Source organism: Pseudomonas arabinosi, assembly GCF_047758675.1.
GTDB classification, from domain to species: Bacteria; Pseudomonadota; Gammaproteobacteria; order Pseudomonadales; family Pseudomonadaceae; genus Aquipseudomonas; species Aquipseudomonas arabinosi.
Genome location: NZ_CP180480.1, coordinates 6,681,866 through 6,700,791 on the forward strand (window position 1 = coordinate 6,681,866; position 18,926 = coordinate 6,700,791).

15 protein-coding genes and 1 riboswitch are annotated in these 18,926 nt (G+C 60.0%); of the genes, 6 read left to right on the forward strand and 9 right to left on the reverse strand.

Annotation, left to right across the window (positions count from 1 at the left end; translation table 11 throughout):
* Positions 1-106: 106 nt before the first annotated feature.
* Positions 107-1,996, reverse strand: coding sequence for a phosphomethylpyrimidine synthase ThiC (gene thiC, locus ACMXYJ_RS31000; protein ID WP_415758185.1), 1,890 nt, complete (start codon positions 1,994-1,996; stop codon positions 107-109).
* 165 nt (positions 1,997-2,161) lie between these two features.
* A riboswitch (TPP riboswitch) is annotated at positions 2,162-2,267 on the reverse strand.
* 192 nt (positions 2,268-2,459) lie between these two features.
* Here thiC and ACMXYJ_RS31005 point away from each other — a divergent pair.
* On the forward strand, positions 2,460-3,899 hold the full coding sequence (locus tag ACMXYJ_RS31005) for a TolC family outer membrane protein (RefSeq protein WP_415758186.1): 1,440 nt from the start codon (positions 2,460-2,462) through the stop codon (positions 3,897-3,899).
* A gap of 117 nt (positions 3,900-4,016) precedes the next feature.
* Here ACMXYJ_RS31005 and waaA read toward each other — a convergent pair whose 3' ends face one another.
* Both waaA and ACMXYJ_RS31015 read right to left on the reverse strand, forming a co-directional pair.
* Positions 4,017-5,294, reverse strand: coding sequence for a lipid IV(A) 3-deoxy-D-manno-octulosonic acid transferase (waaA, locus tag ACMXYJ_RS31010; RefSeq protein ID WP_415758187.1), 1,278 nt, complete (start codon positions 5,292-5,294; stop codon positions 4,017-4,019).
* Positions 5,295-5,305: 11 nt separating this feature from the next.
* Positions 5,306-6,208 carry a LysR family transcriptional regulator gene (locus tag ACMXYJ_RS31015; RefSeq protein ID WP_415758188.1) on the reverse strand — a complete coding sequence of 301 codons (903 nt, stop codon included), beginning with the start codon at positions 6,206-6,208 and terminating at the stop codon, positions 5,306-5,308.
* A 103-nt stretch (positions 6,209-6,311) separates the two neighbouring features.
* Between ACMXYJ_RS31015 and ACMXYJ_RS31020 the strand changes: the two genes are divergently transcribed.
* The 4 genes from ACMXYJ_RS31020 to ACMXYJ_RS31035 all read left to right on the forward strand — a co-directional run bounded on the left by ACMXYJ_RS31020 (position 6,312) and on the right by ACMXYJ_RS31035 (position 9,830).
* Positions 6,312-6,644: a DMT family transporter gene (locus ACMXYJ_RS31020; RefSeq protein WP_008027887.1), complete on the forward strand. Its 333-nt coding sequence runs from the start codon at positions 6,312-6,314 to the stop codon at positions 6,642-6,644.
* 200 nt (positions 6,645-6,844) lie between these two features.
* Positions 6,845-8,020 carry an NAD(P)/FAD-dependent oxidoreductase gene (locus ACMXYJ_RS31025; RefSeq protein ID WP_415758189.1) on the forward strand — a complete coding sequence of 392 codons (1,176 nt, stop codon included), beginning with the start codon at positions 6,845-6,847 and terminating at the stop codon, positions 8,018-8,020.
* Positions 8,017-8,829 (forward strand): aldo/keto reductase, encoded by an 813-nt coding sequence (locus tag ACMXYJ_RS31030; protein WP_415758190.1) that lies wholly within the window; start codon positions 8,017-8,019, stop codon positions 8,827-8,829. Before ACMXYJ_RS31025 ends, ACMXYJ_RS31030 begins: the two co-directional genes overlap by 4 nt.
* 32 nt (positions 8,830-8,861) lie before the next feature.
* Complete coding sequence (locus tag ACMXYJ_RS31035) at positions 8,862-9,830, forward strand: metal ABC transporter ATPase (RefSeq protein ID WP_415758191.1); 969 nt, start codon at positions 8,862-8,864, stop codon at positions 9,828-9,830.
* A 108-nt stretch (positions 9,831-9,938) separates the two neighbouring features.
* Here ACMXYJ_RS31035 and hldE read toward each other — a convergent pair whose 3' ends face one another.
* The 6 genes from hldE to ACMXYJ_RS31065 all read right to left on the reverse strand — a co-directional run bounded on the left by hldE (position 9,939) and on the right by ACMXYJ_RS31065 (position 17,863).
* Positions 9,939-11,363 (reverse strand): bifunctional D-glycero-beta-D-manno-heptose-7-phosphate kinase/D-glycero-beta-D-manno-heptose 1-phosphate adenylyltransferase HldE, encoded by a 1,425-nt coding sequence (gene hldE, locus ACMXYJ_RS31040; protein ID WP_415758192.1) that lies wholly within the window; start codon positions 11,361-11,363, stop codon positions 9,939-9,941.
* Positions 11,364-11,439: 76 nt separating this feature from the next.
* Positions 11,440-12,861, reverse strand: a complete 1,422-nt coding sequence (locus ACMXYJ_RS31045; protein WP_415758193.1) for a PIG-L deacetylase family protein — start codon at positions 12,859-12,861, stop codon at positions 11,440-11,442.
* 16 nt (positions 12,862-12,877) lie between these two features.
* Complete coding sequence (locus tag ACMXYJ_RS31050; RefSeq protein WP_415760829.1) at positions 12,878-13,774, reverse strand: GNAT family N-acetyltransferase; 897 nt, start codon at positions 13,772-13,774, stop codon at positions 12,878-12,880.
* Positions 13,774-15,564 carry a lipid A export permease/ATP-binding protein MsbA gene (gene msbA, locus ACMXYJ_RS31055; protein WP_415758194.1) on the reverse strand — a complete coding sequence of 597 codons (1,791 nt, stop codon included), beginning with the start codon at positions 15,562-15,564 and terminating at the stop codon, positions 13,774-13,776. The genes ACMXYJ_RS31050 and msbA overlap by 1 nt, the downstream gene beginning before the upstream one ends.
* 134 nt (positions 15,565-15,698) lie before the next feature.
* Complete coding sequence (locus ACMXYJ_RS31060) at positions 15,699-16,883, reverse strand: O-antigen ligase family protein (RefSeq protein WP_415758195.1); 1,185 nt, start codon at positions 16,881-16,883, stop codon at positions 15,699-15,701.
* Between the two features lie 5 nt (positions 16,884-16,888).
* Positions 16,889-17,863, reverse strand: coding sequence for a capsular biosynthesis protein (locus tag ACMXYJ_RS31065; protein WP_415758196.1), 975 nt, complete (start codon positions 17,861-17,863; stop codon positions 16,889-16,891).
* A gap of 419 nt (positions 17,864-18,282) precedes the next feature.
* Here ACMXYJ_RS31065 and ACMXYJ_RS31070 point away from each other — a divergent pair, with 419 nt between their 5' ends.
* Complete coding sequence (locus tag ACMXYJ_RS31070; RefSeq protein ID WP_415758197.1) at positions 18,283-18,915, forward strand: toluene tolerance protein; 633 nt, start codon at positions 18,283-18,285, stop codon at positions 18,913-18,915.
* Positions 18,916-18,926: the final 11 nt, after the last annotated feature.

Consider the following 18,926-nt stretch of genomic DNA (forward strand, 5'->3'; position numbering starts at 1 on the left):
GCCAGCAGGCTGGCTCCCACAGGGGACTTGTGAACGCCACAAATCCAATGTGGGAGCCAGCCTGCTGGCGATGGGGCCTGTGCAGGCCCCACCGTTTCAGGTCAGATCAAACCTTCTTGTACAGCTGACTGCCTTCCTGTTTGAACCGCTCGGCCTGGTCCGCCAATCCCTGGGCGACTTCGGCGTCGACGGTTTCGATGCGTTGGTTGGCCGCGTATTCGCGGACTTCCTGGGTGATCTTCATCGAACAGAATTTCGGCCCGCACATGGAGCAGAAGTGCGCGACCTTGGCCGAGTCCTTCGGCAGGGTCTCATCGTGATACGAACGAGCGGTGTCCGGATCAAGGCCCAGGTTGAACTGGTCTTCCCAACGGAATTCGAAACGCGCCTTGCTCAAGGCATTGTCGCGGATCTGCGCGCCCGGATGCCCTTTCGCCAGATCGGCGGCATGCGCGGCGATCTTGTAGGTAATGATCCCGGTCTTCACGTCATCCTTGTTCGGCAGACCCAAGTGTTCCTTCGGCGTCACGTAGCAGAGCATCGCGCAACCGAACCAGCCGATCATCGCCGCACCAATACCCGAGGTAATGTGGTCGTAGCCTGGCGCGATGTCAGTGGTCAGCGGGCCGAGGGTGTAGAACGGCGCCTCGTCGCAGCATTCCAGCTGCTTGTCCATGTTCTCTTTGATCAACTGCATCGGCACGTGGCCCGGGCCTTCGATCATGCACTGCACGTCGTGCTTCCACGCGATCTTGGTCAGCTCGCCGAGGGTTTCCAGCTCACCGAATTGTGCCGCGTCGTTGGCGTCGGCAATCGAGCCCGGACGCAGGCCATCGCCCAGCGAGAAGCTGACGTCGTAGGCCTTCATGATTTCGCAGATGTCTTCGAAATGGGTGTAGAGGAAGTTCTCTTTGTGGTGCGCCAGGCACCACTTGGCCATGATCGAACCACCGCGGGAAACGATACCGGTCACGCGTTTGGCGGTCAGCGGCACGTAGCGCAGCAGTACGCCGGCGTGGATGGTGAAGTAGTCGACGCCCTGCTCGGCCTGTTCGATCAGCGTGTCGCGGAACAGCTCCCAGGTGAGGTCTTCGGCAGCGCCGTCGACTTTTTCCAGGGCCTGATAAATCGGCACCGTACCGATCGGCACCGGCGAGTTACGGATGATCCACTCGCGGGTTTCGTGAATGTGTTTACCGGTGGACAGGTCCATGACCGTGTCCGAACCCCAGCGAATGCCCCAGGTCAGTTTCGCCACTTCTTCTTCGATGGACGAACCCAAAGCGCTGTTGCCGATGTTGCCGTTGATCTTCACCAGGAAGTTACGGCCGATGATCATCGGTTCCAGTTCGGTGTGGTTGATGTTGGCCGGAATGATCGCGCGACCGCGGGCGATCTCGTCACGGACGAATTCGGGGGTGATGATTTTCGGCACGCTGGCACCGAAGCTGTGACCGGCGTGTTGCTGGTCCAGCAGGCCGGCGGCGCGAGCCACTTCAAGCTTCATGTTTTCGCGGATGGCGACGTATTCCATCTCGGCGGTGATGATGCCTTTGCGGGCGTAGTGCATCTGGCTGACGTTGGCACCGGCCTTGGCGCGGCGCGGGTTGTTCACGTGAGCGAAACGCAGCTTGGTCAGCTCCGCATCGGCGAGGCGTTCCTGGCCGAAGTTGGAACTCAGCCCCGGCAGACGCTCGGTGTCGCCACGGGATTCGATCCACGGCGAACGCACATCGGCCAGGCCTTTGCGCACGTCGATGATGACGTTGGGGTCGGTGTAAGGGCCCGAGGTGTCGTACACAACGACCGGCGCGTTGATCTCACCGCCGAAATCGGTCGGGGTCACATCAAGGCTGATTTCGCGCATCGGCACGAGGATGTCCGGGCGAGAGCCCTGAACATAGATTTTTTGCGAGCGGGTAAACGGCTGAACCGATTGCTGATCGACTTGGGCCGAATCACTCAGGTTCGTAGTGTTTTTTAGTTTTATCGTCATCACGGGCTCTCCAGACACACATCCAGGCAGTGGATTTTTGTCGGAGCGAACCTGTAAACGAATGGACGCACGGGCGCTGGGAAAACCAGCTGTGCTGTGCTCAGTGCTCGAGGGGTGTTCGATTGTCGAACAACATCCCGGACGAAGCACAAGAGGACTCGCCGGGTGACGAGAAATCTTGTTCCCTACGCAGGCGCTAACCTGATCAGGTTCAACGGGATCCGAAATTATTCGATCTCAGCCTCATAGCAAGGCACCCCGACAAGAACCCGGCCAGTCTAGACACAACTGGCAAAGAACGCCAACACCGCGGTAAACACCATGATGAATGGCGTAATTACAGGATTGTTGCGGTCGTTGCGCACAACTACACTCGCCATGCCATGCTGCGCCTTGACGCTGTATGAGCCGCGCCGTAGCCTTGGAGCTCAAATTATCAGCGTAATTTTTTAGGGATGGCCTCATGCTGCGCAAACTCTCACTGGCCCTTGCCGTGTCTTGTGCGTCCAATGGAATGGCCTGGGCAGCAGAAGCGCCCTTATCGACCAAGAACGATCTGGTCAACGTCTATCAGGAAGCGGTGGACAACAACGCCGACCTCGCTGCAGCCATCGCTCAATATGGCGCCCAGAAAGAAGTCGTGCCCCAGGCCCGCGCCGGGCTGCTGCCGAATCTCTCGGGCGGCGCCGAACTTGCCGCCGTGCGCACCGCGCTCGATCAGCCTTCGCTCACGTCCAACCGTAACGCTCATTCCTACCAGGCGACCCTGGCTCAACCGCTGTTCCGCGCTGATCGCTGGTTCCAGTTCCAGGCGGCCAAAGACGTCAACGAGCAGGCGGCCTTGCAGCTTTCTGCCACCCAGCAAAACCTGATTCTGCAGACCGCCGAAAGCTACTTCAACGTGCTGCGCACCCAGGACAACCTGGCCTCGACCAAGGCCGAGGAAGCCGCGTTCAAACGCCAGCTCGATCAGTCCAACGAGCGCTTCGATGTCGGCCTCTCGGACAAGACCGACGTACTGCAATCGCAAGCCAGTTACGACACTGCACGGGCCAACCGAATCGTCGCGCAGCGTCAGGTGGATGATGCGTTCGAAGCCCTGATCACCCTGACCAACCGTCAATACAACTCGATCTGGGGGGTTGTCCACACTCTGCCGATCCTGCCGCCGGTGCCGAACGATGCCAAAGCCTGGGTCGATACGGCCGCCCGACAGAACCTCAACCTGTTGGCCAGCAACTACGCCGTCAGCGCCGCCGAAGAAACCCTCAAGCAGCGCAAGGCCGGCCATGCACCCACCGTGGATGCCGTGGCGAAATACGAGAAAGGTGATAACGACGCCCTGGGTTTCAGCAACCCGAACGCCCTCGGCCAGCCTTACGGTGGCAACGTCGAGCAAACGACGGTGGGCCTGCAACTCAATATCCCGATCTACAGCGGCGGCCTGATCAACTCCCAGGTGCGTCAATCGTATGCACAGCTGGATCAGTCCGAGCAGCAACGTGAAGCCCTGCGTCGGCAAATCGTCGAAAGCACCCGCAATCTGCATCGCGCGGTGAACACCGACGTCGAGCAGGTGCAAGCGCGCAAGCAGTCAATCATCTCCAACCAAAGCGCGGTGGAAGCGACCGAAATCGGTTATCAGGTGGGTACGCGAAACATTGTTGACGTGCTGGATGCGCAGCGTCAGCTGTACACCTCGGTGCGCGACTACAACAACACTCGCTACGACTACATCCTCGACAACCTGCGCTTGAAGCAGGCCGCGGGCACGTTGAACCCGGGGGATTTGCAGGACCTGGCGCGTTACCTCAAAGCTGATTACAACCCGGATAAAGACTTCCTGCCGCCGGATCTGGCGAAGGCTGCGGCGGCGCAGTTGAAGGCAAATCCGACGCAATAAAAAGTAAAAGATCGCAGCCTCGTTTCACTCGACAACTCCTACACGGGATTTGTATTCATCCTGTAGGAGCTGTCGAGTGAAACGAGGCTGCGATCTTTTTACGTCAAGCGACTCGGTCTAACGCTCGATCAACCGCCCCAACCCATCCAGCAACCGTTGCAACGCGCCCTGATTGGTGCGCATCACTTTCAACCCGGCCTCCGCCATCCGCTGCGCATCGCGCGGCAACTCGAACAGCCGCTGCACCGCCAGCGCCAGACCTTCGGCATCCTCCACTTCCTGCAACGCCCCGGCGTTGCGCAGTTGCGTGGCGATTTCGAGGAAATTAAACAGGTGCGGCCCGCTCAACACGGGTTTGGCCAGAGCCGCCGGCTCCAACAGGTTGTGCCCGCCGTTCGGCACCAGACTGCCGCCAACAAAAGCGCTGTCAGCCAAGGCATAAAGAAACAGCAACTCGCCCATGGTGTCGCCCAGCAGCACCGACGTATCGACGGTGACGGGTTCGCCAGCGGAACGACGGACCGTGGCGAAACCCTGCTGCCGACACAACTCGAACACCGAATTGAAACGCTCCGGATGGCGCGGCACCAGAATCAGCAACGCATCGGGATGATTGGCCAGCAACTGACGATGAGCCGCCAGCACCACTTCGTCTTCACCTTCGTGAGTACTCGCAGCGATCCACACCGGACGCTCCTGCGCCTGCCATTGCGCACGCAACTCGGCGGCACGCTGAAGCAGTGCCGGGTCGATGGTCAGGTCAAACTTGATCGAACCGGTCACTTCGACCGTTTCCGGGCGGGCGCCCAACTCACGGAAGCGCTGCGCCTCGGCCTCGGTCTGCACCGCGAACAGGCTCATCTCGGCGAGCATCGGCTGGGTCAGTTTGCCGAAGCGGCCATAACCCTTGGCTGAACGCTCGGACAGTCGCGCGTTCGCCAGGGCCACGGGAATCCCGCGCCTGGCGCACTGATGGATGTGGTTCGGCCAGAGTTCGGTCTCCATGATCACCGCCAGTTTCGGCTGGACCCGATCAAGGAATCGCTTCGCGGCGCAAGGCAAGTCGTAAGGCAAATAGCAGTGCTGGATGCGCGGCTCATTGGCGAACAGCGCGTGGATGCGCTCCGAACCGGTCGGGGTCATGCAGGTCACGGTAATGGGCAACTGTGGATAACGTTGCAGCAAGGCGCGAATCATCGGCGCCGCGGCAATGCTTTCACCCACCGACACCGCGTGCACCCAGATGCCGCCCGTTTTCATCGCCGGTAACCCGAGGGAGAAACGTTCGCCAATGCGCTTGGCGTAGGCCGGCGCCTTGCGCGCCCGCAGCCAAAGCCGAATCGCTACCAGTGGCAGCCCCAGGTAAAACAGCGCGGTGTAGAGAGTTCTATTCATGGCGGCGGAGTTTATCGGCTTTTTTCACCGATCGTCTGCAAGTGCACGGCAAAACGTTCGGCCAACCAACGAGCTGCCGGACCCAGAGGTTCATCGCGGCGCCAGACCAACTCCACCACCAGCGCTGGCGGGGTCCATTCGCTGGCCAGTTCGACCATCAGATCCTGATACGCCGGGTACTGCACCACGTGGCGCGGCAGCCAGGCCCAACCGAGGCCGCGCACCAGCCATTCAGCCATCACGTAGAAACTGTCGGCCCGCCAGACTTGCGGGCTGGCCGGTTCGCTGCCGGGATAGACACTCGACTGTGTGGACATCAGCAACTGACGATGCTGCGCCAGTTGCTGACAATCGACCTGAGCCTGTTTCGCCAGAGGGTGATCGACGCCGCACACCGTGACCATTTCGACGCTGCCCAACACCCGCCGCTCCAGCGCTTCGGGAATCTGATCGTGATAAAACAGCAACCCCAGATCGGCCCGACGCTCCACCAGTTTGCGCGCCACATCGCCCTGGGCGGCGCTGGTCAGTTGCACTTCAAGGCTGGGAAATTGCTGAGCCAGGGCTTCGAAGCTTTCGATGATCGGCTGATAGGGCATCGCCTCATCCTGGGCCACACGCAAACGCGCCTCCTGGCCGCGCATCATGGCCAGCGCCCGACCGTTAAGGCGTTCGCATTGGCGCAGCACTTCCCGCGCCTCATCCAGCAATGCATTACCGGCCTCGGTGAGTTTCGGCTGGCGGCCGCTGCTGCGGTCGAACAGGCTGACGCCCAGGTCCTCTTCCAGCAGCGCAATCGAACTGCTGACCGCCGACTGCGCCTTGCGCTGATCCCGCGCCACCGCAGAAAACGAGCGCTGCTCCGCTACGCTGACAAACAGACGCAGTTGCTCCAGATTCCATTGCATGTTCATGGCTCAACCCATCTTCAAAACAGATAGGTAATGACTTTACCGCATCTGGAGAATCTCTAAAATGCCGACCTCAGAAAGCAACACTTCACACGAGGATGCACCTATGACCGCTTACTACTACCTGGCCATTGCCATCTGCGCCGAAGTGATCGCCACTGTTTCGATGAAAGCGGTCAAAGGTTTCAGCACCCCGCTGCCGCTGATCCTGGTGATTGTCGGTTACGGCATTGCTTTCTGGATGCTCACGCTGGTGGTGCGCAGCGTTCCGGTGGGCGTGGCTTACGCGGTGTGGGCCGGCATGGGGATCGTGATGGTCAGTGTTGCGGCGCTGTTTATCTACGGGCAGAAGCTGGATGTGCCGGCGATGCTGGGGATGGCGCTCATCGTGCTGGGTGTCGTCGTCATCCAACTCTTCTCCAAAACCGCCGGCCACTAGAACTTGAAACCCGATCCATTGTGGGAGCGAGCTTGCTCGCGATGACGGTATTGGATTCAGCATCAATGTTGACTGACTCACCGCTATCGCGAGCAAGCTCGCTCCCACAGGGTTTTGCATTCGCCGTGTTGATCGCCAGCAAAACCTCCAATCCTCGAGTCTGTATACTGCGCCCTCGTCTTGAACACTGAGGTCGCTGCATGCCATCCGTTATTTCCACCGACGTTCTGATTGTCGGCGCTGGTGTCGCCGGCCTCTGGCTGAATGCGCGCCTGCGCCGCCAGGGCTTTTCGACCGTGCTGGTGGAAAGCGCCAGCCTCGGTGGCGGGCAGAGCCTGAAATCCCAAGGCATCATTCATGGCGGCGCCAAGTACGCATTGCATGGCGCCCTGACCGGCGCCTCGGAAGCCATCGCCGACATGCCTCGGCGCTGGCGTGAAGCCCTGGCCGGTGACGGCGAGCTGGACCTGACCGGCGTGCGCCTGCTGTCCGAAGCTCATTACCTCTGGTCCCCCGGCACGATCGCCGGCAACCTCACCAGTTTCTTCGCCAGCAAGGCCGTGCGCGGCCGTGTCGATCAGGTCAAGGGCGAGCAACTGCCGCCCGCTCTGCAAGACAAGCGCTTCAAGGGCAAGGTCTATCGCCTGGCGGAACTGGTGATCGACGTACCGAGCCTGATCCAGCGCCTGGCCGATCTGGCGGGTGATGGCCTGCTCGCCGGTCAGAACATCGAACCGCTGCTGGAAGGTGGAAAACTGGTCGGCCTGAAGGTTGACGAGCGTGAGATTCGCGCCCAGCGCATCGTCTTGAGCGCCGGTGCCGGTACGGCGGCGCTGCTTGAAGCGCTGGGGCTGAGCCAGCCCGCCATGCAACGCCGGCCGTTGCACATGATCATCGCCAAAGGTCCGGGTCTCAAACCGCTGTACGCCCACTGCCTGGGCGGCGGCACCAAGCCGCGCATTACCGTGACCACCCATCCGGCCGCCGATGGCCAGTGGGTCTGGTATCTGGGCGGTGATATTGCTGAAGCCGAAGGTGTTGCCCGCGAACCCGCCGAGCAAATCGCCACGGCGCAGAAAGAACTCGGCCAGTTGCTGCCATGGATCGACCTGAGCACCGCGCAATGGGCCACCCTTCGAGTGGATCGCGCCGAGCCACTGCAATCGGGACTGACCCGCCCTGACAATGCATTCCTTGCCGAAGAAGGCCGGCTGCTGGTCGGCTGGCCAACCAAACTGGCGCTGGCTCCAGACTTTGCTGATCGCGTCATCACGTCCTTGCAGCGCGACGGCATCCAGCCAAGCCATCCGGCGCCGCTGCCCGACCTGCCAAAACCGCCGATGGGCGTGCCTGCCTGGGAGCAACTGCTGCCATGAGCCAACCGACCTTGCACGATCTGCATCGCCCGTTGGGCAGCACCGGCCTGTTGGTTTCGCCACTGGGCCTGGGCACCGTCAAACTCGGCCGCGACCAAGGCGTGAAATACCCCAACGGTTTCCAGATTCCCGATGATGACGAAGCGCGCATGCTGCTCAAACTCGCGCGCGACTTGGGCATCAACCTGATCGACACTGCCCCGGCCTATGGCCGCAGCGAAGAACGCCTCGGTCCGTTGCTGCGGGGTCAGCGTCAGGACTGGGTGATCGTCAGCAAGGTCGGCGAAGAGTTTGCCGACGGTCAGTCCCATCACGACTTCAGCGCCGCTCATACCCGGCTCTCGGTCGAGCGCAGCCTCCAACGCCTGGAAACGGATTTTATCGACCTGGTGCTGGTGCACTCCGACGGCAACGATCTGGCGATCCTCAACGACAGCGAGGTCTATGCGACCCTCGCCGAGTTGAAGAGTGAAGGCAAGATTCGCGGCTTCGGTTTTTCCGGCAAAACCGTCGAAGGCGGTTTGAAGGCTCTGGAACAAGGTGATTGCGCGATGGTCACCTACAATCTGAACGAGCAGAACGAGAAGCCGGTCATTGACTATGCTGCTGCTCACGGCAAAGCCATTCTGGTCAAAAAAGCCCTCGCCAGTGGCCACGTATGCCTGAGTCCGGGTGTGGACCCTGTTCGCGCCAGCTTCGAGTTGTTGTTTGAACATCCGGGTGTTGCCAGTGCTATTGTCGGGACCATTAATCCGCTGCACCTCGCCCATAACGTCGCGACCGTTGCCCAGGTCCTACGTAGAAACTGATGCCGCCCACGCGGCCTTAAGCAGGAGCCGACATGCCGCGTACGCTCATAAGAAAGAACCCGAGCAACTTCAAGACCCTGCCGTTATTCGTCGAAGCGACTCCCGAAGGCCTGAGTTATCAAAGCGTCGGGATGCCGCTCAACTTCTCCCAGACGCTGCAGCGTCGCCGCCCGGTGACGGTCGCCGACACTCAGCGATTTTCGCTTGAGCTGGCCAACCTCGGGGTCTCGGTGCGCCTGACCCTGCATTGGCAGAATCGCGATTACTGGGTGTTGGTCCGTCAGCGTCGGCAAGACCGCGGCGACGTGGTGCTCAAACTGATCTCCGGTTACGTGCCCGCCCATGAGCTGAACCTGCCGCTGCACACCGCGATTCAGGAAATTGCCGAAGAGTGCCTGCTGGAGACCCCGGAAGGCTGGCTCAGCGGGCGTTTCAATGACACGTGGCTGCCGGCGCCCTACTCGTCCGCCCTGCATTATCGCGAAGCCCTGCCGTTTCGCCTGACGCCGCTGTCCGGTTCGGCGCGGCCGGTGCGTTGCGCCAAGATGCAGTTGATCGAACGCCCACGGGCTTACGTGCATTTGCCGACGGCCTCGCTGCAATTGATCTATGACTTGCGCCTGGACGTGCCCAAGGAGGCCAAATCCCTGAGTTTGTTTCATGTCGACGAACGACTGGAAGGCGATCAACTGGTGGCCCGACTCGATCGAAAACGTCCCGATTTGTACTTGATGCCGCTGCAGGACGGCCAACCGATGGCCGAGCTCTATACCTTGAAAAAGGATCAGCTGTACCCGGCGAGTACTCGCGGGTTGTACCTGGCAGAGAGTTTTGCCCAGCAGGAAGGCTGGCTGGTGAGGGATGAGCGGATTCGCTGGAAGGATTGGGTGCGGCAGCAGGGCTTGAGCCCGCCGGGGAAAGATTCAGGTTTGGCGCGGTTGCGCGGGAAGGCGAAGCAATTGCTGAAGAGAATCGTACCGCGTAAAAAAGTCAGCTCTTAAAGCAAAAGGTCAAAAGTTCGCAGCCTCGTTTCACTCGACAGCTCCTACATTGAAATGCGATTCCCTGTAGGAGCTGTCGAGTGAAACGAGGCTGCGATCTTTTAGGCTTCACTCGGATTGACGGATTTTCTCGACAATCGCGGTAGTCGAGCTGTTTTCCACCAGCCCCAGCACTTTCACCGTTCCGCCGTAAGCGGTCACGATGTCCGCGCCGACGACCTGCTCGATTCCGTAGTCCCCGCCCTTGACCAGCACATCCGGCTTGACCTCGCGCAGCAGGTTTTCCGGGGTGCCTTCAGCGAAGCTGATCACCCAATCCACGGCGCCCAGACCTGCCAGTACGGCCATGCGACGGTCGACGCTGTTGATCGGACGACCCGGCCCTTTCAGGCGGCTGACCGACGCATCGTCGTTGACCGCGACGATCAAGCGATCACCTTGGGCCCGAGCCTGTTCGAGGTAGGTCACGTGACCGGCGTGCAAAATGTCGAAGCAGCCGTTGGTGAAGACAATCTTCTCTTTATGCGCACGCGCATCATCGACCGCCAGCAGCAGCTGCTCAAGGCCGAGTACACCGCGCTCCGAACCTTCTTCACGCTGGATGGCGCGACGCAGTTCCGGTGCGCTGATGGCCGCCGTACCCAGTTTGCCGACCACGATGCCCGCCGCCAGGTTGGCCAACGCCACCGCGTGAGGCAGTTCTTCGCCAGCAGCTATAGCGGCCGCCAGGGTGGAAATCACCGTGTCACCGGCACCGGTCACATCGAACACTTCACGGGCACGGGCCGGCAGGTGCAACGCCGGATGATCCGGACGCAGCAGGGTCATGCCGTGTTCGCCGCGGGTCACCAGCAACGCGCCGAGGTCCAGGTCGTGCATCAGCTGCGCGCCCTTGCTCACCAGCTCGTGCTCATCGGCGCAACCGCCGACGATGGTTTCGAATTCGCTGAGGTTCGGGGTGATCAGGCTTGCACCACGGTAGATCGAGAAATCCTTGCCCTTGGGATCGGCCAGCACCGGAATGCCACGGGCACGGGCCGCCTGGATCAGCACTTGATGGTTTTTCAACGCGCCTTTGCCGTAGTCGGACAGCACCAGCACCTTGATGCCTTCGAGCAATTCGTCGACCTGCTCGCTCAACGCCAGGGCGTCGGTGGCGAAAGGTTCTTCGAAGTCGATACGCAGCAGTTGCTGGTGACGGCTCATGACCCGCAGCTTGACGATGGTCGGCTGGTGCGCGATGCGCTGGAACAACGCCCGCACGCCAGCGCCTTTGAGGCTATTGGCCAGACTGTCGGCGGCCTCATCGTCGCCGGTCACGCCGACCAGCGAGGCTGGGGCGCCGAGGGCGGCAATGTTCAACGCAACGTTGGCGGCACCGCCCGGGCGATCCTCGATTTGCTCGACCTTGACTACCGGTACCGGCGCCTCAGGGGAAATCCGTGAGGTACCACCATGCCAGTAACGGTCGAGCATGACATCGCCGACCACCAGGACAGGGGCCTGATCAAATCGTGGCATGGATAACTTCATGGAAACTCCAGGGGCGATAAAAACGTCGCGGATAATAACATAGCGAAAGAGTGCGGCCGCACGCGAGACAACGGGTTCAGCGGCGGTCATCCTGTGGCGGTGCATCCAGCGGACGCACCCAGAATAGTTCGTGTCGGCGCACTGCCTTCCGGAAGAACTCGTCTTCACCGGTGCGGGGCCAGCGACGGCCGGCCAACAACCGCTGAATCACCCGGCGCAGACGTCTTTTGAGCGGTGGCCGGCCCTGCAGGTCGTGTTGCATACCCAGGGCCATGGCTTTGTCCATGCGGGTTGGGGCATCCAGCACCGGGCTCCATAGCCCGTCGGCCGGTAACGGCTCGATGGTCGGCGGCAGGGCAATGCCATAACCCGCCGGCCCCATCGGCCAGCGGTCATTGTCGTGCAAGTGATTGGCATAGAGCAGCAGGGTACGCGGGCGCCAGGTACTGAGTTCAATTGCCTCCATCAAGGCGCGAGTGCTGGCGACATGATCGCTGTGGGGATCCAGCTCCGGATGGGGCGTCAGCACCGCCTCGGGCCGGTGATGCTCAAGCAGACGCGCCAGATCAGCCACCAGGTTGCCCCAGTGGGGCTGGCCATCGACGTCACCCGGCAGGCTCAGGGCATTGTGCCGACGCACGTCGCGAATATCGCTCTCCCCCGACTCCCGGGAACCGAAGCTTTGCTCCGGCTGCTGCGCCATTGCACTCAGTTGCAGGCAGTAGTAGCCCAATTGCGCACACTGCTGTTGCGGCACCCCGCCCCACAGCGGCACCGCCAGGCTGTCCCAACTACGCAGACGACCCTTGAGACGGGCGGCCTGAGCGATGTCGAGGCCCATATCGCGGTAGTTCTCGGCCTCAATCTCGCCTTGGGTCAGCGTGACGATAGCCACATCGGACGCCCGGCTATAGAGACCGAAAGCCGCCAGTTCGGCGTCATCGGCATGGGGGGCGATGATCAGCAGACGCTGCTGGCCAAAATCCGGATTGCTCAGGGCGTGCAAAGTCGCCTGTGGCACCAGGCTGCAAAAGCGTCCACGTAATGTCAGGGTCCCGGCAGCCAGTGCAGGACCTTGCCCAGACAGATTGAGAAAACGCTCTCCCGCAACACCGCGCTCCAGGTCCTGACGATCGTCACCGATCCATACCTGAGGATCAAGAAAGCGCCCCAGCCAGTGGCTCTTGAGTCGCACCTGCAAAACCAGGGTTTGCGCCCCGCCAAAGTCACCCGTCACCTGCAAGGTGCCATTGACCAGGGTTGCGGGGAACTGCGGCGTATCCTCCGGAAACTCATAGTGATAATCGTCGCCCGGGGCATAGAACAGATGGTCGGCGAACCAGGCCTCATGGGCGATCCAGCCCAGCAGCAGGAACAGCGGCAACGGCCACCATGCGACAAAAATGCCAAATAGTAACGCAGCCAATAACGCACCGATCAATACCGCGCGTTTGCGTTGGCGATGGCGTTTTAGCAACTGTTGCTTGCGTCCGCTCATGGCTGCTTGTCCTTGCTCAAACCTGGTAGACCGGAACCTGGTGACACCAGCGATCCTTGTATTCGCGATCCGAGCGGCCGAACGAGTAACGCAGCGGCTTGCCCACGGCGCGGGCCTGCTCCCACGCGGCTTGGGTGTTGACGAAACTGAGCACACTGCCGGGGCTGAACTCGCGGTTCTGCGGGTCGACACCGCCGTTAATGTATTCCAGGCTAACCCACTTGGGCGCCTCGACCCGATACAGAATCTGGATCGCCACCGGCTCATCATTCAGGTAGATCAAGGACCCAGTCATGAACTCACGCAACAGGCTGAACACTTCAGCCAGGTGCGCCTTGCCCGGCGCTTCAAAGTTCCATCGGCGCTGGAACAGGTCGGCATAGATGGTCGCCTGTTCGCTGGCGTTCAGCTCCAGCATCGGCCGGATACTGCCGCCTGCCTCCTCCAGCAAACGCTGTTCGCGACGCTGGTTGTAGCGAAACTTCTTGCTGTAGTCCTCGGGTTCACGAGCCAGCGCCAGGCCTTCAGGCTGCTCAACGAGGCTGGTGATGCTTTCGGCATTGAGTTCGGACACATAACGCATGCGATGCCGCACACGAACCCGTGCGCTGTCGGCTGCCGGCAGAATGATCTCGGCATTGCCGAGATCGAACAGGCCGCGTTTGCCTTCACGCTTGAGCACGTCCTTGGACAAAGCCACATGACGGCCCCAGGTCGGCATCGCGGCGCACAATTCACCGTCGGCGAACCAGCCCAGATAGCGCACCGGGATGCCTACCAGCCCGGCCAAGCGCTCAACCACTTCGGGGTGAGTCGCCACGCTGCCGCCAAACTGTTGCCAGGCCTGGGCGTAAGCCGTGACATCAATGGGCGTCCAGCCGCTTTCTCGCCAAGCCCGCCAGTAACTCAAAATCAAACGTGGGACTCCGTCATCGCCTCGTCGGTGCTTTCGACGAAGTCCTTCTCGTGCAGGCGTGCATAGAAACCATTCAGCGCCAGCAGTTCGGCGTGGGTACCGCGTTCGACGATACGGCCCTGGTCCATCAACAGGATCAGGTCAGCCTTCTCGATGGTCGACAAGCGATGAGCGATCACCAGTGTGGTGCGGCCTTTCATCACTTGATCAAGGGCTGCCTGGATGTGGCGCTCGGATTCGGTGTCGAGTGCCGAGGTGGCCTCATCGAGGATCAGCAATGGCGCATTCTTGAGCAGTGCCCGGGCAATCGCCAGACGCTGACGCTGGCCGCCGGAAAGCAGCACGCCATTTTCGCCCACCAGAGTGTCGTAGCCTTGGGGCATTTGCTCGATGAACTCGGCGGCGTAAGCATCTTCGGCAGCCTTGCGCACGTCTTCGAGCGGCGCGCCGGCGAGGTCGCCGTAGGCGATGTTATTGGAGACGCTGTCGTTGAACAGAGTGACCTGTTGGGTTACCAGCGCAATGTGACGACGCAGGTTGGTCAGCTTGTATTCCTCGACATCCACACCGTCGAGCAGGATCTGGCCCTTGTCGTGGTGATAGAAACGCGGAATCAAGTTGGCCAAGGTTGACTTGCCACTGCCCGAACGACCCACCAGAGCGACCATCTGGCCCTCTTCGGCGGTAAAGGAAATATCGTTGAGCACGACCCTCTCGGTGCCCGGGTACTGGAAGCTCAGGTTACGCACTTCCAGGCGACCGCTGACGCGCACCATTTCCTTGGTGCCTGTATCGACTTCCGGCTCTTCGTCGAGCTGCTCGAAGATGCTCTCCGCACCGGCCAGCCCCTTCTGGATCGTAGCGCTGACTTCCGACAACTGACGAATCGGCTTGGGTAACAAACCGGCGGCGGTGATGTAGGCAATCAGTTCGCCAGCAGAGGCATCGCCGCGAAGGTAAAGCACTAGGTACATCAATACGGCCATGCCGATGTAAATCACCAGCTGCAGCACCGGAGTGTAGATCGACTGAGTGCGGGTCATGCCAAGGCTGCGGTTCATGTTGTCGGCGCTGGCCTTGTGGAACCGCTCAATTTCGTAGGTCTCACCGCCAAAGCTGCGAACCACGCGGTAGCCCTGGATCGTCTCCGAAGCCACATGGGTCACATCGCCCATTGCCACCTGGATTTTTTTGCTTTGCTTGCGAAATTTCTTGCTTGCGCTACTCACCAGAACCGCGATGATCGGCAGGATTGCCAGCAATACCAGGGTCATTTTCCAGTTGCTATACAGTAGGTAACCGATCAGGAACACCACCGTCAGACCTTCACGGATCACCACCTTGATCGCATCGGTGGCGGCGCCAGTGACCATGGTCACGTTATAGGTAATACGGGAGATCAGGTGACCGGAATTATGGTTGTCGAAGTAGCGGTTAGGCAGGGTCAACAGGTTGTCGAACAAGGCACAACGCAGATCGTGGACCACGCCACGGGCAACCTTGGCCAGGTAGTAGTTACCCAGAAATGAGCCGACACCCTGATAGATCGCAATCAGTACGATCAACAATGGCACGCCGAGCACCAGCGAGACACCCAGAAACTTGGTGTCATTGGGCTTCTGCAGGGCGTCGAGAAAATGTTTGAGCATGTCCGCCAGCATCGGCTGGCTGGATGCGAATAGCACGAAGCCGACAATACTGATGGCGAAAGCGCCCCAGTACGGGAGCACATATTTCAGCAACCGCACGTAAATCTTCATGCTCGACTGCTGGTCGGAATTGGCCATTCGGCGCGCCTCGTATGTTTGAAAAAGACAGACAAGCTGCGGATTGTAACAGCGAACGAATTACAACATCGGCTCAGCCAGGACAAGTGCCGGAAACCGCAGCAGTAGCACTTCGCTTCGAAGCCAGGCGCGCATCAGGGGGCTGATACGGTCCAGGTGGAACCTTGGGTTTCATTTCTCCCACGAACGGCCAACACGATACTCAAGGCGATCGGCAGCCAGGTGATCAACCAGTCCGCGTTGGGCTTGAGCCAGAGACCAATGCCATCGGTCATCAACGACGCTCCGGAAAACACCCAGAGTGCCAGCAATACCTGCCCCAGTGGCTGCTCGCGCGAAATCCAGCCACGCCAGCCAGCTGCCAGCCACAGCCAGCCGAACAGCAGCAGGCCAGGCACACCGAGACGCACACCGGTATCCAGGAACAGGTTATGGGGATGTTTGAATGCCTGTCCAATTTCAGGGACAGGAATCAGGTACCCATGGAATCCCAACCCCATCGCCCAGTGATCCAGTATCAATTGAACGCCACCGCGCCATAGCTCGGGACGGAAGGAAACGCCACGCTGCAAGAGGATTTCCGGCGCGAACAAAGCGATGGCCACCCCCCCTACGAGCACTAGAAAGATCAGCCCGCCCGCCAGACGTGACGGGCGAGCCACTCCCATCACGAGCAGGCAGGCCAGCATGCCGATCCAGACACCGCGGGTTTGGCTAAAACCCAGAAACAGCGCATATCCCAGCGCAGAAATCAGCAGCAACACCATCACCCAGGGATTGAAGCGCTTGGTCTGCAACGTGAAGGCGCCAAGTATCGCCAAGGCACCCACCGCGTGCGCGGCCGTGATCGCCGTGTCCCACAATCCAATGGCAATCAGCCTGCCGCTGTATGGTTGAGCGGATACTTCATAAAAGTAGATCCAGGAAGCCGCAGCAAAAAAACCGCCCAAAATCGATGCGTAAAGCAACATGGACTCGAACCGCCACTTGCGGTTCTGTGCAGCCAATAGCACGCCTAACAGGGAGAGGGCCACATAGAGCGTCACCTTGCTCTTGTTGAGGCCGCCGTCGCCACCCTCAACCACCAGCACCAATAACGTCCAGGCCACGAAGATGACAAAGAGGACGCACTCCGGTTGCTTGAGCATCTCGCGAAAATCCCGATGGAACAGTGCCAACAGGGCGGGAAGCCACAGCAGGAAAATCAATAATTGATGATAAAGCTTGTTGTCCGGGAGTACCCATGCCCCACACAGCAGCACGAGAAAACCGATGGATGCCCACACCGCCAGGACATCCTTACCGATAAGTTTCTTCATTCCTGTCAGCACTCGGCTTTACCCAGCATTCGATTGGCAACCCGCTGCAACTGGGCCCTGTCGGCGTTCTTCCAGCCACCCTTGATGCAGTAGTATTCGGAGAGGTAATGGAGGAAATTACGCCTCAACCTTGCGTCGAGTGGCCATTGCGCAAATGCGCGCGCCAGTTCCACCACCTGCTCGGCGCTGTCGGCATGCATCACCAGCCCCTCGACATTGAAAAACGCCTGGCCCAGGGTCAGCACGGGCTTACCCAAGAGCAGGCTTTCCAGGCCAACCGTCGAGTTCACAGTGACCACAAACTGGCTGGACTCGATCAACTGCTGAGTGGCGTTGCCGTTGGCGAACAATAGACGTTCGTGAGTACGCGCATGCAACTCGGGATACGTCTCGCGACTGGATGGATGCTCCTTGAACACTACCGTCAGACCGGTTTCTTTGGTCAGGTGCTCGCCCAGGGCAAACATCTCCCGCATGTTCCTGATCCAGGGAGAAAACAACCGAACCTGACTATCGCGGTCATCCTGGAACGGAATAAAGACGAACTGCTCCGGCAGCACAATCGGTGCCGGGCCCCTGCTACGAGGCTGGCGTGGAATCAGTACAGGCACCGCCTGACTTTCCGGTACGGGATAAGGATAGTTGAGGTAAAAACCGGCCTCACGCGGAACGGAGTTCAGGTAGTTAACGCCCTGCGGGTCAACGGTTGTGGTGTCGGGCAACAGCCCGTTCTCGAAGAAGAAAGTCTTACAACCCGGCGACGCCAGTGCCGTCAGTAATCGGCAGTAGCGATGGGAACCATTCCAGAACACCAGCGCATCAGGGCGCTCGCGATCAAGCAAGGCCTGGGCACTCAGCGCCATCCAAATGAGTTCAAGACGTAACAACAGGCGATAAAAGCGACCATCGTTTTTGTTCTTGACGCGCCGCTCCTCGCATTTTTCTTCGATCAGGCTCAGCCAGTCGATTCGCGAAAGCACTCTGGAGATCCGCAACGATCTCGGCCAGGGCATCTGTGGTGGGGTAACGACTTTACCTTGTAGCTCGGTCTCATTGAGTAACCGATTGAAATAGAGGCCTTGGTGTTTGGCCAAAGATATGAACAGCATTTTCGTCATAGGGAATCCAAAAATAGGCCGCATCCACCCGCCAAAGTGCAACATAACCACGTGCGATAAGTCCGCAGACATCAACACCCAGTTACTCGCTCCTCCGCGCACAGAAGGATAAAGCCATGAATCAGGAGCAAACACTCTGTGGTATTGCGCCAGGCAACCCCATGAACGGGCAACTGCACCTTAAAAAGTGACGCGATTGTACCACAGCGGTTTTTTGCAGCATGCGCACTGCGGTAACATAGTCGGCTGCCCATCCCATCAGGCCAAGCCTTGGAGCCTTGATGCAAACGCTCGACAATACCGATTATCTCAACATGCGCGACGGCGCTGACGTTCTCGAGGCCGATGGTGAAGGGGATAAAGTTCTGTGCCTGACCGACGGGTCGATACTCAAGCTGTTTCGCCGCAAGCGCCTGCTCACATCTGCGCTTTGGGCACCCTACGCCCGGCGCTTCGCCGACAACTGCCGAATACTGCGCGAACGCAACATCGAGTGCCCCACGGTGCGCCAGATTTATCGCATCCCCAGCATCCAGCGCGATGCCGTTCATTACGACCCCCTGCCCGGCCGCACCCTGCGTCAGTTACTGGGTGCCGGCAATCACGAAAATCTTCGCGCACAACTGGGTGAGTTCATTGCACGCCTTCACGAGGACGGCATCTACTTCCGCTCCGCACACCTGGGCAACGTGGTATTGACGCCTGAAAACACGTTGGGGCTAATCGACATCGCTGACCTGCGCACCTATCGCAAGCCACTGCGCAAAGGCCTGCGCCTGCGAAATTTCAAGCATATGTTGCGCTATCGTCAGGACCGCGAGTGGCTGCTCAAGGACAACCAGTTCCTTGAGCACTATCTGAACCACCAACGCGTGTGCAATGAACGGGAACTGAGCCTGGCACTCAACGCCTGAGCCCTTCAGTC

What these genes read in the sequence shown, in the direction of transcription:
- thiC (WP_415758185.1), bottom strand. Translation starts at nt 1,996, where the DNA reads ATGACGATAAAACTAAAAAACACTACGAACCTGAGTGATTCGGCCCAA.
- ACMXYJ_RS31005 (WP_415758186.1), top strand. Translation starts at nt 2,460, where the DNA reads ATGCTGCGCAAACTCTCACTGGCCCTTGCCGTGTCTTGTGCGTCCAAT.
- waaA (WP_415758187.1), bottom strand. Translation starts at nt 5,294, where the DNA reads ATGAATAGAACTCTCTACACCGCGCTGTTTTACCTGGGGCTGCCACTG.
- ACMXYJ_RS31015 (WP_415758188.1), bottom strand. Translation starts at nt 6,208, where the DNA reads ATGAACATGCAATGGAATCTGGAGCAACTGCGTCTGTTTGTCAGCGTA.
- ACMXYJ_RS31020 (WP_008027887.1), top strand. Translation starts at nt 6,312, where the DNA reads ATGACCGCTTACTACTACCTGGCCATTGCCATCTGCGCCGAAGTGATC.
- ACMXYJ_RS31025 (WP_415758189.1), top strand. Translation starts at nt 6,845, where the DNA reads ATGCCATCCGTTATTTCCACCGACGTTCTGATTGTCGGCGCTGGTGTC.
- ACMXYJ_RS31030 (WP_415758190.1), top strand. Translation starts at nt 8,017, where the DNA reads ATGAGCCAACCGACCTTGCACGATCTGCATCGCCCGTTGGGCAGCACC.
- ACMXYJ_RS31035 (WP_415758191.1), top strand. Translation starts at nt 8,862, where the DNA reads ATGCCGCGTACGCTCATAAGAAAGAACCCGAGCAACTTCAAGACCCTG.
- hldE (WP_415758192.1), bottom strand. Translation starts at nt 11,363, where the DNA reads ATGAAGTTATCCATGCCACGATTTGATCAGGCCCCTGTCCTGGTGGTC.
- ACMXYJ_RS31045 (WP_415758193.1), bottom strand. Translation starts at nt 12,861, where the DNA reads ATGAGCGGACGCAAGCAACAGTTGCTAAAACGCCATCGCCAACGCAAA.
- msbA (WP_415758194.1), bottom strand. Translation starts at nt 15,564, where the DNA reads ATGGCCAATTCCGACCAGCAGTCGAGCATGAAGATTTACGTGCGGTTG.
- ACMXYJ_RS31060 (WP_415758195.1), bottom strand. Translation starts at nt 16,883, where the DNA reads ATGAAGAAACTTATCGGTAAGGATGTCCTGGCGGTGTGGGCATCCATC.
- ACMXYJ_RS31070 (WP_415758197.1), top strand. Translation starts at nt 18,283, where the DNA reads ATGCAAACGCTCGACAATACCGATTATCTCAACATGCGCGACGGCGCT.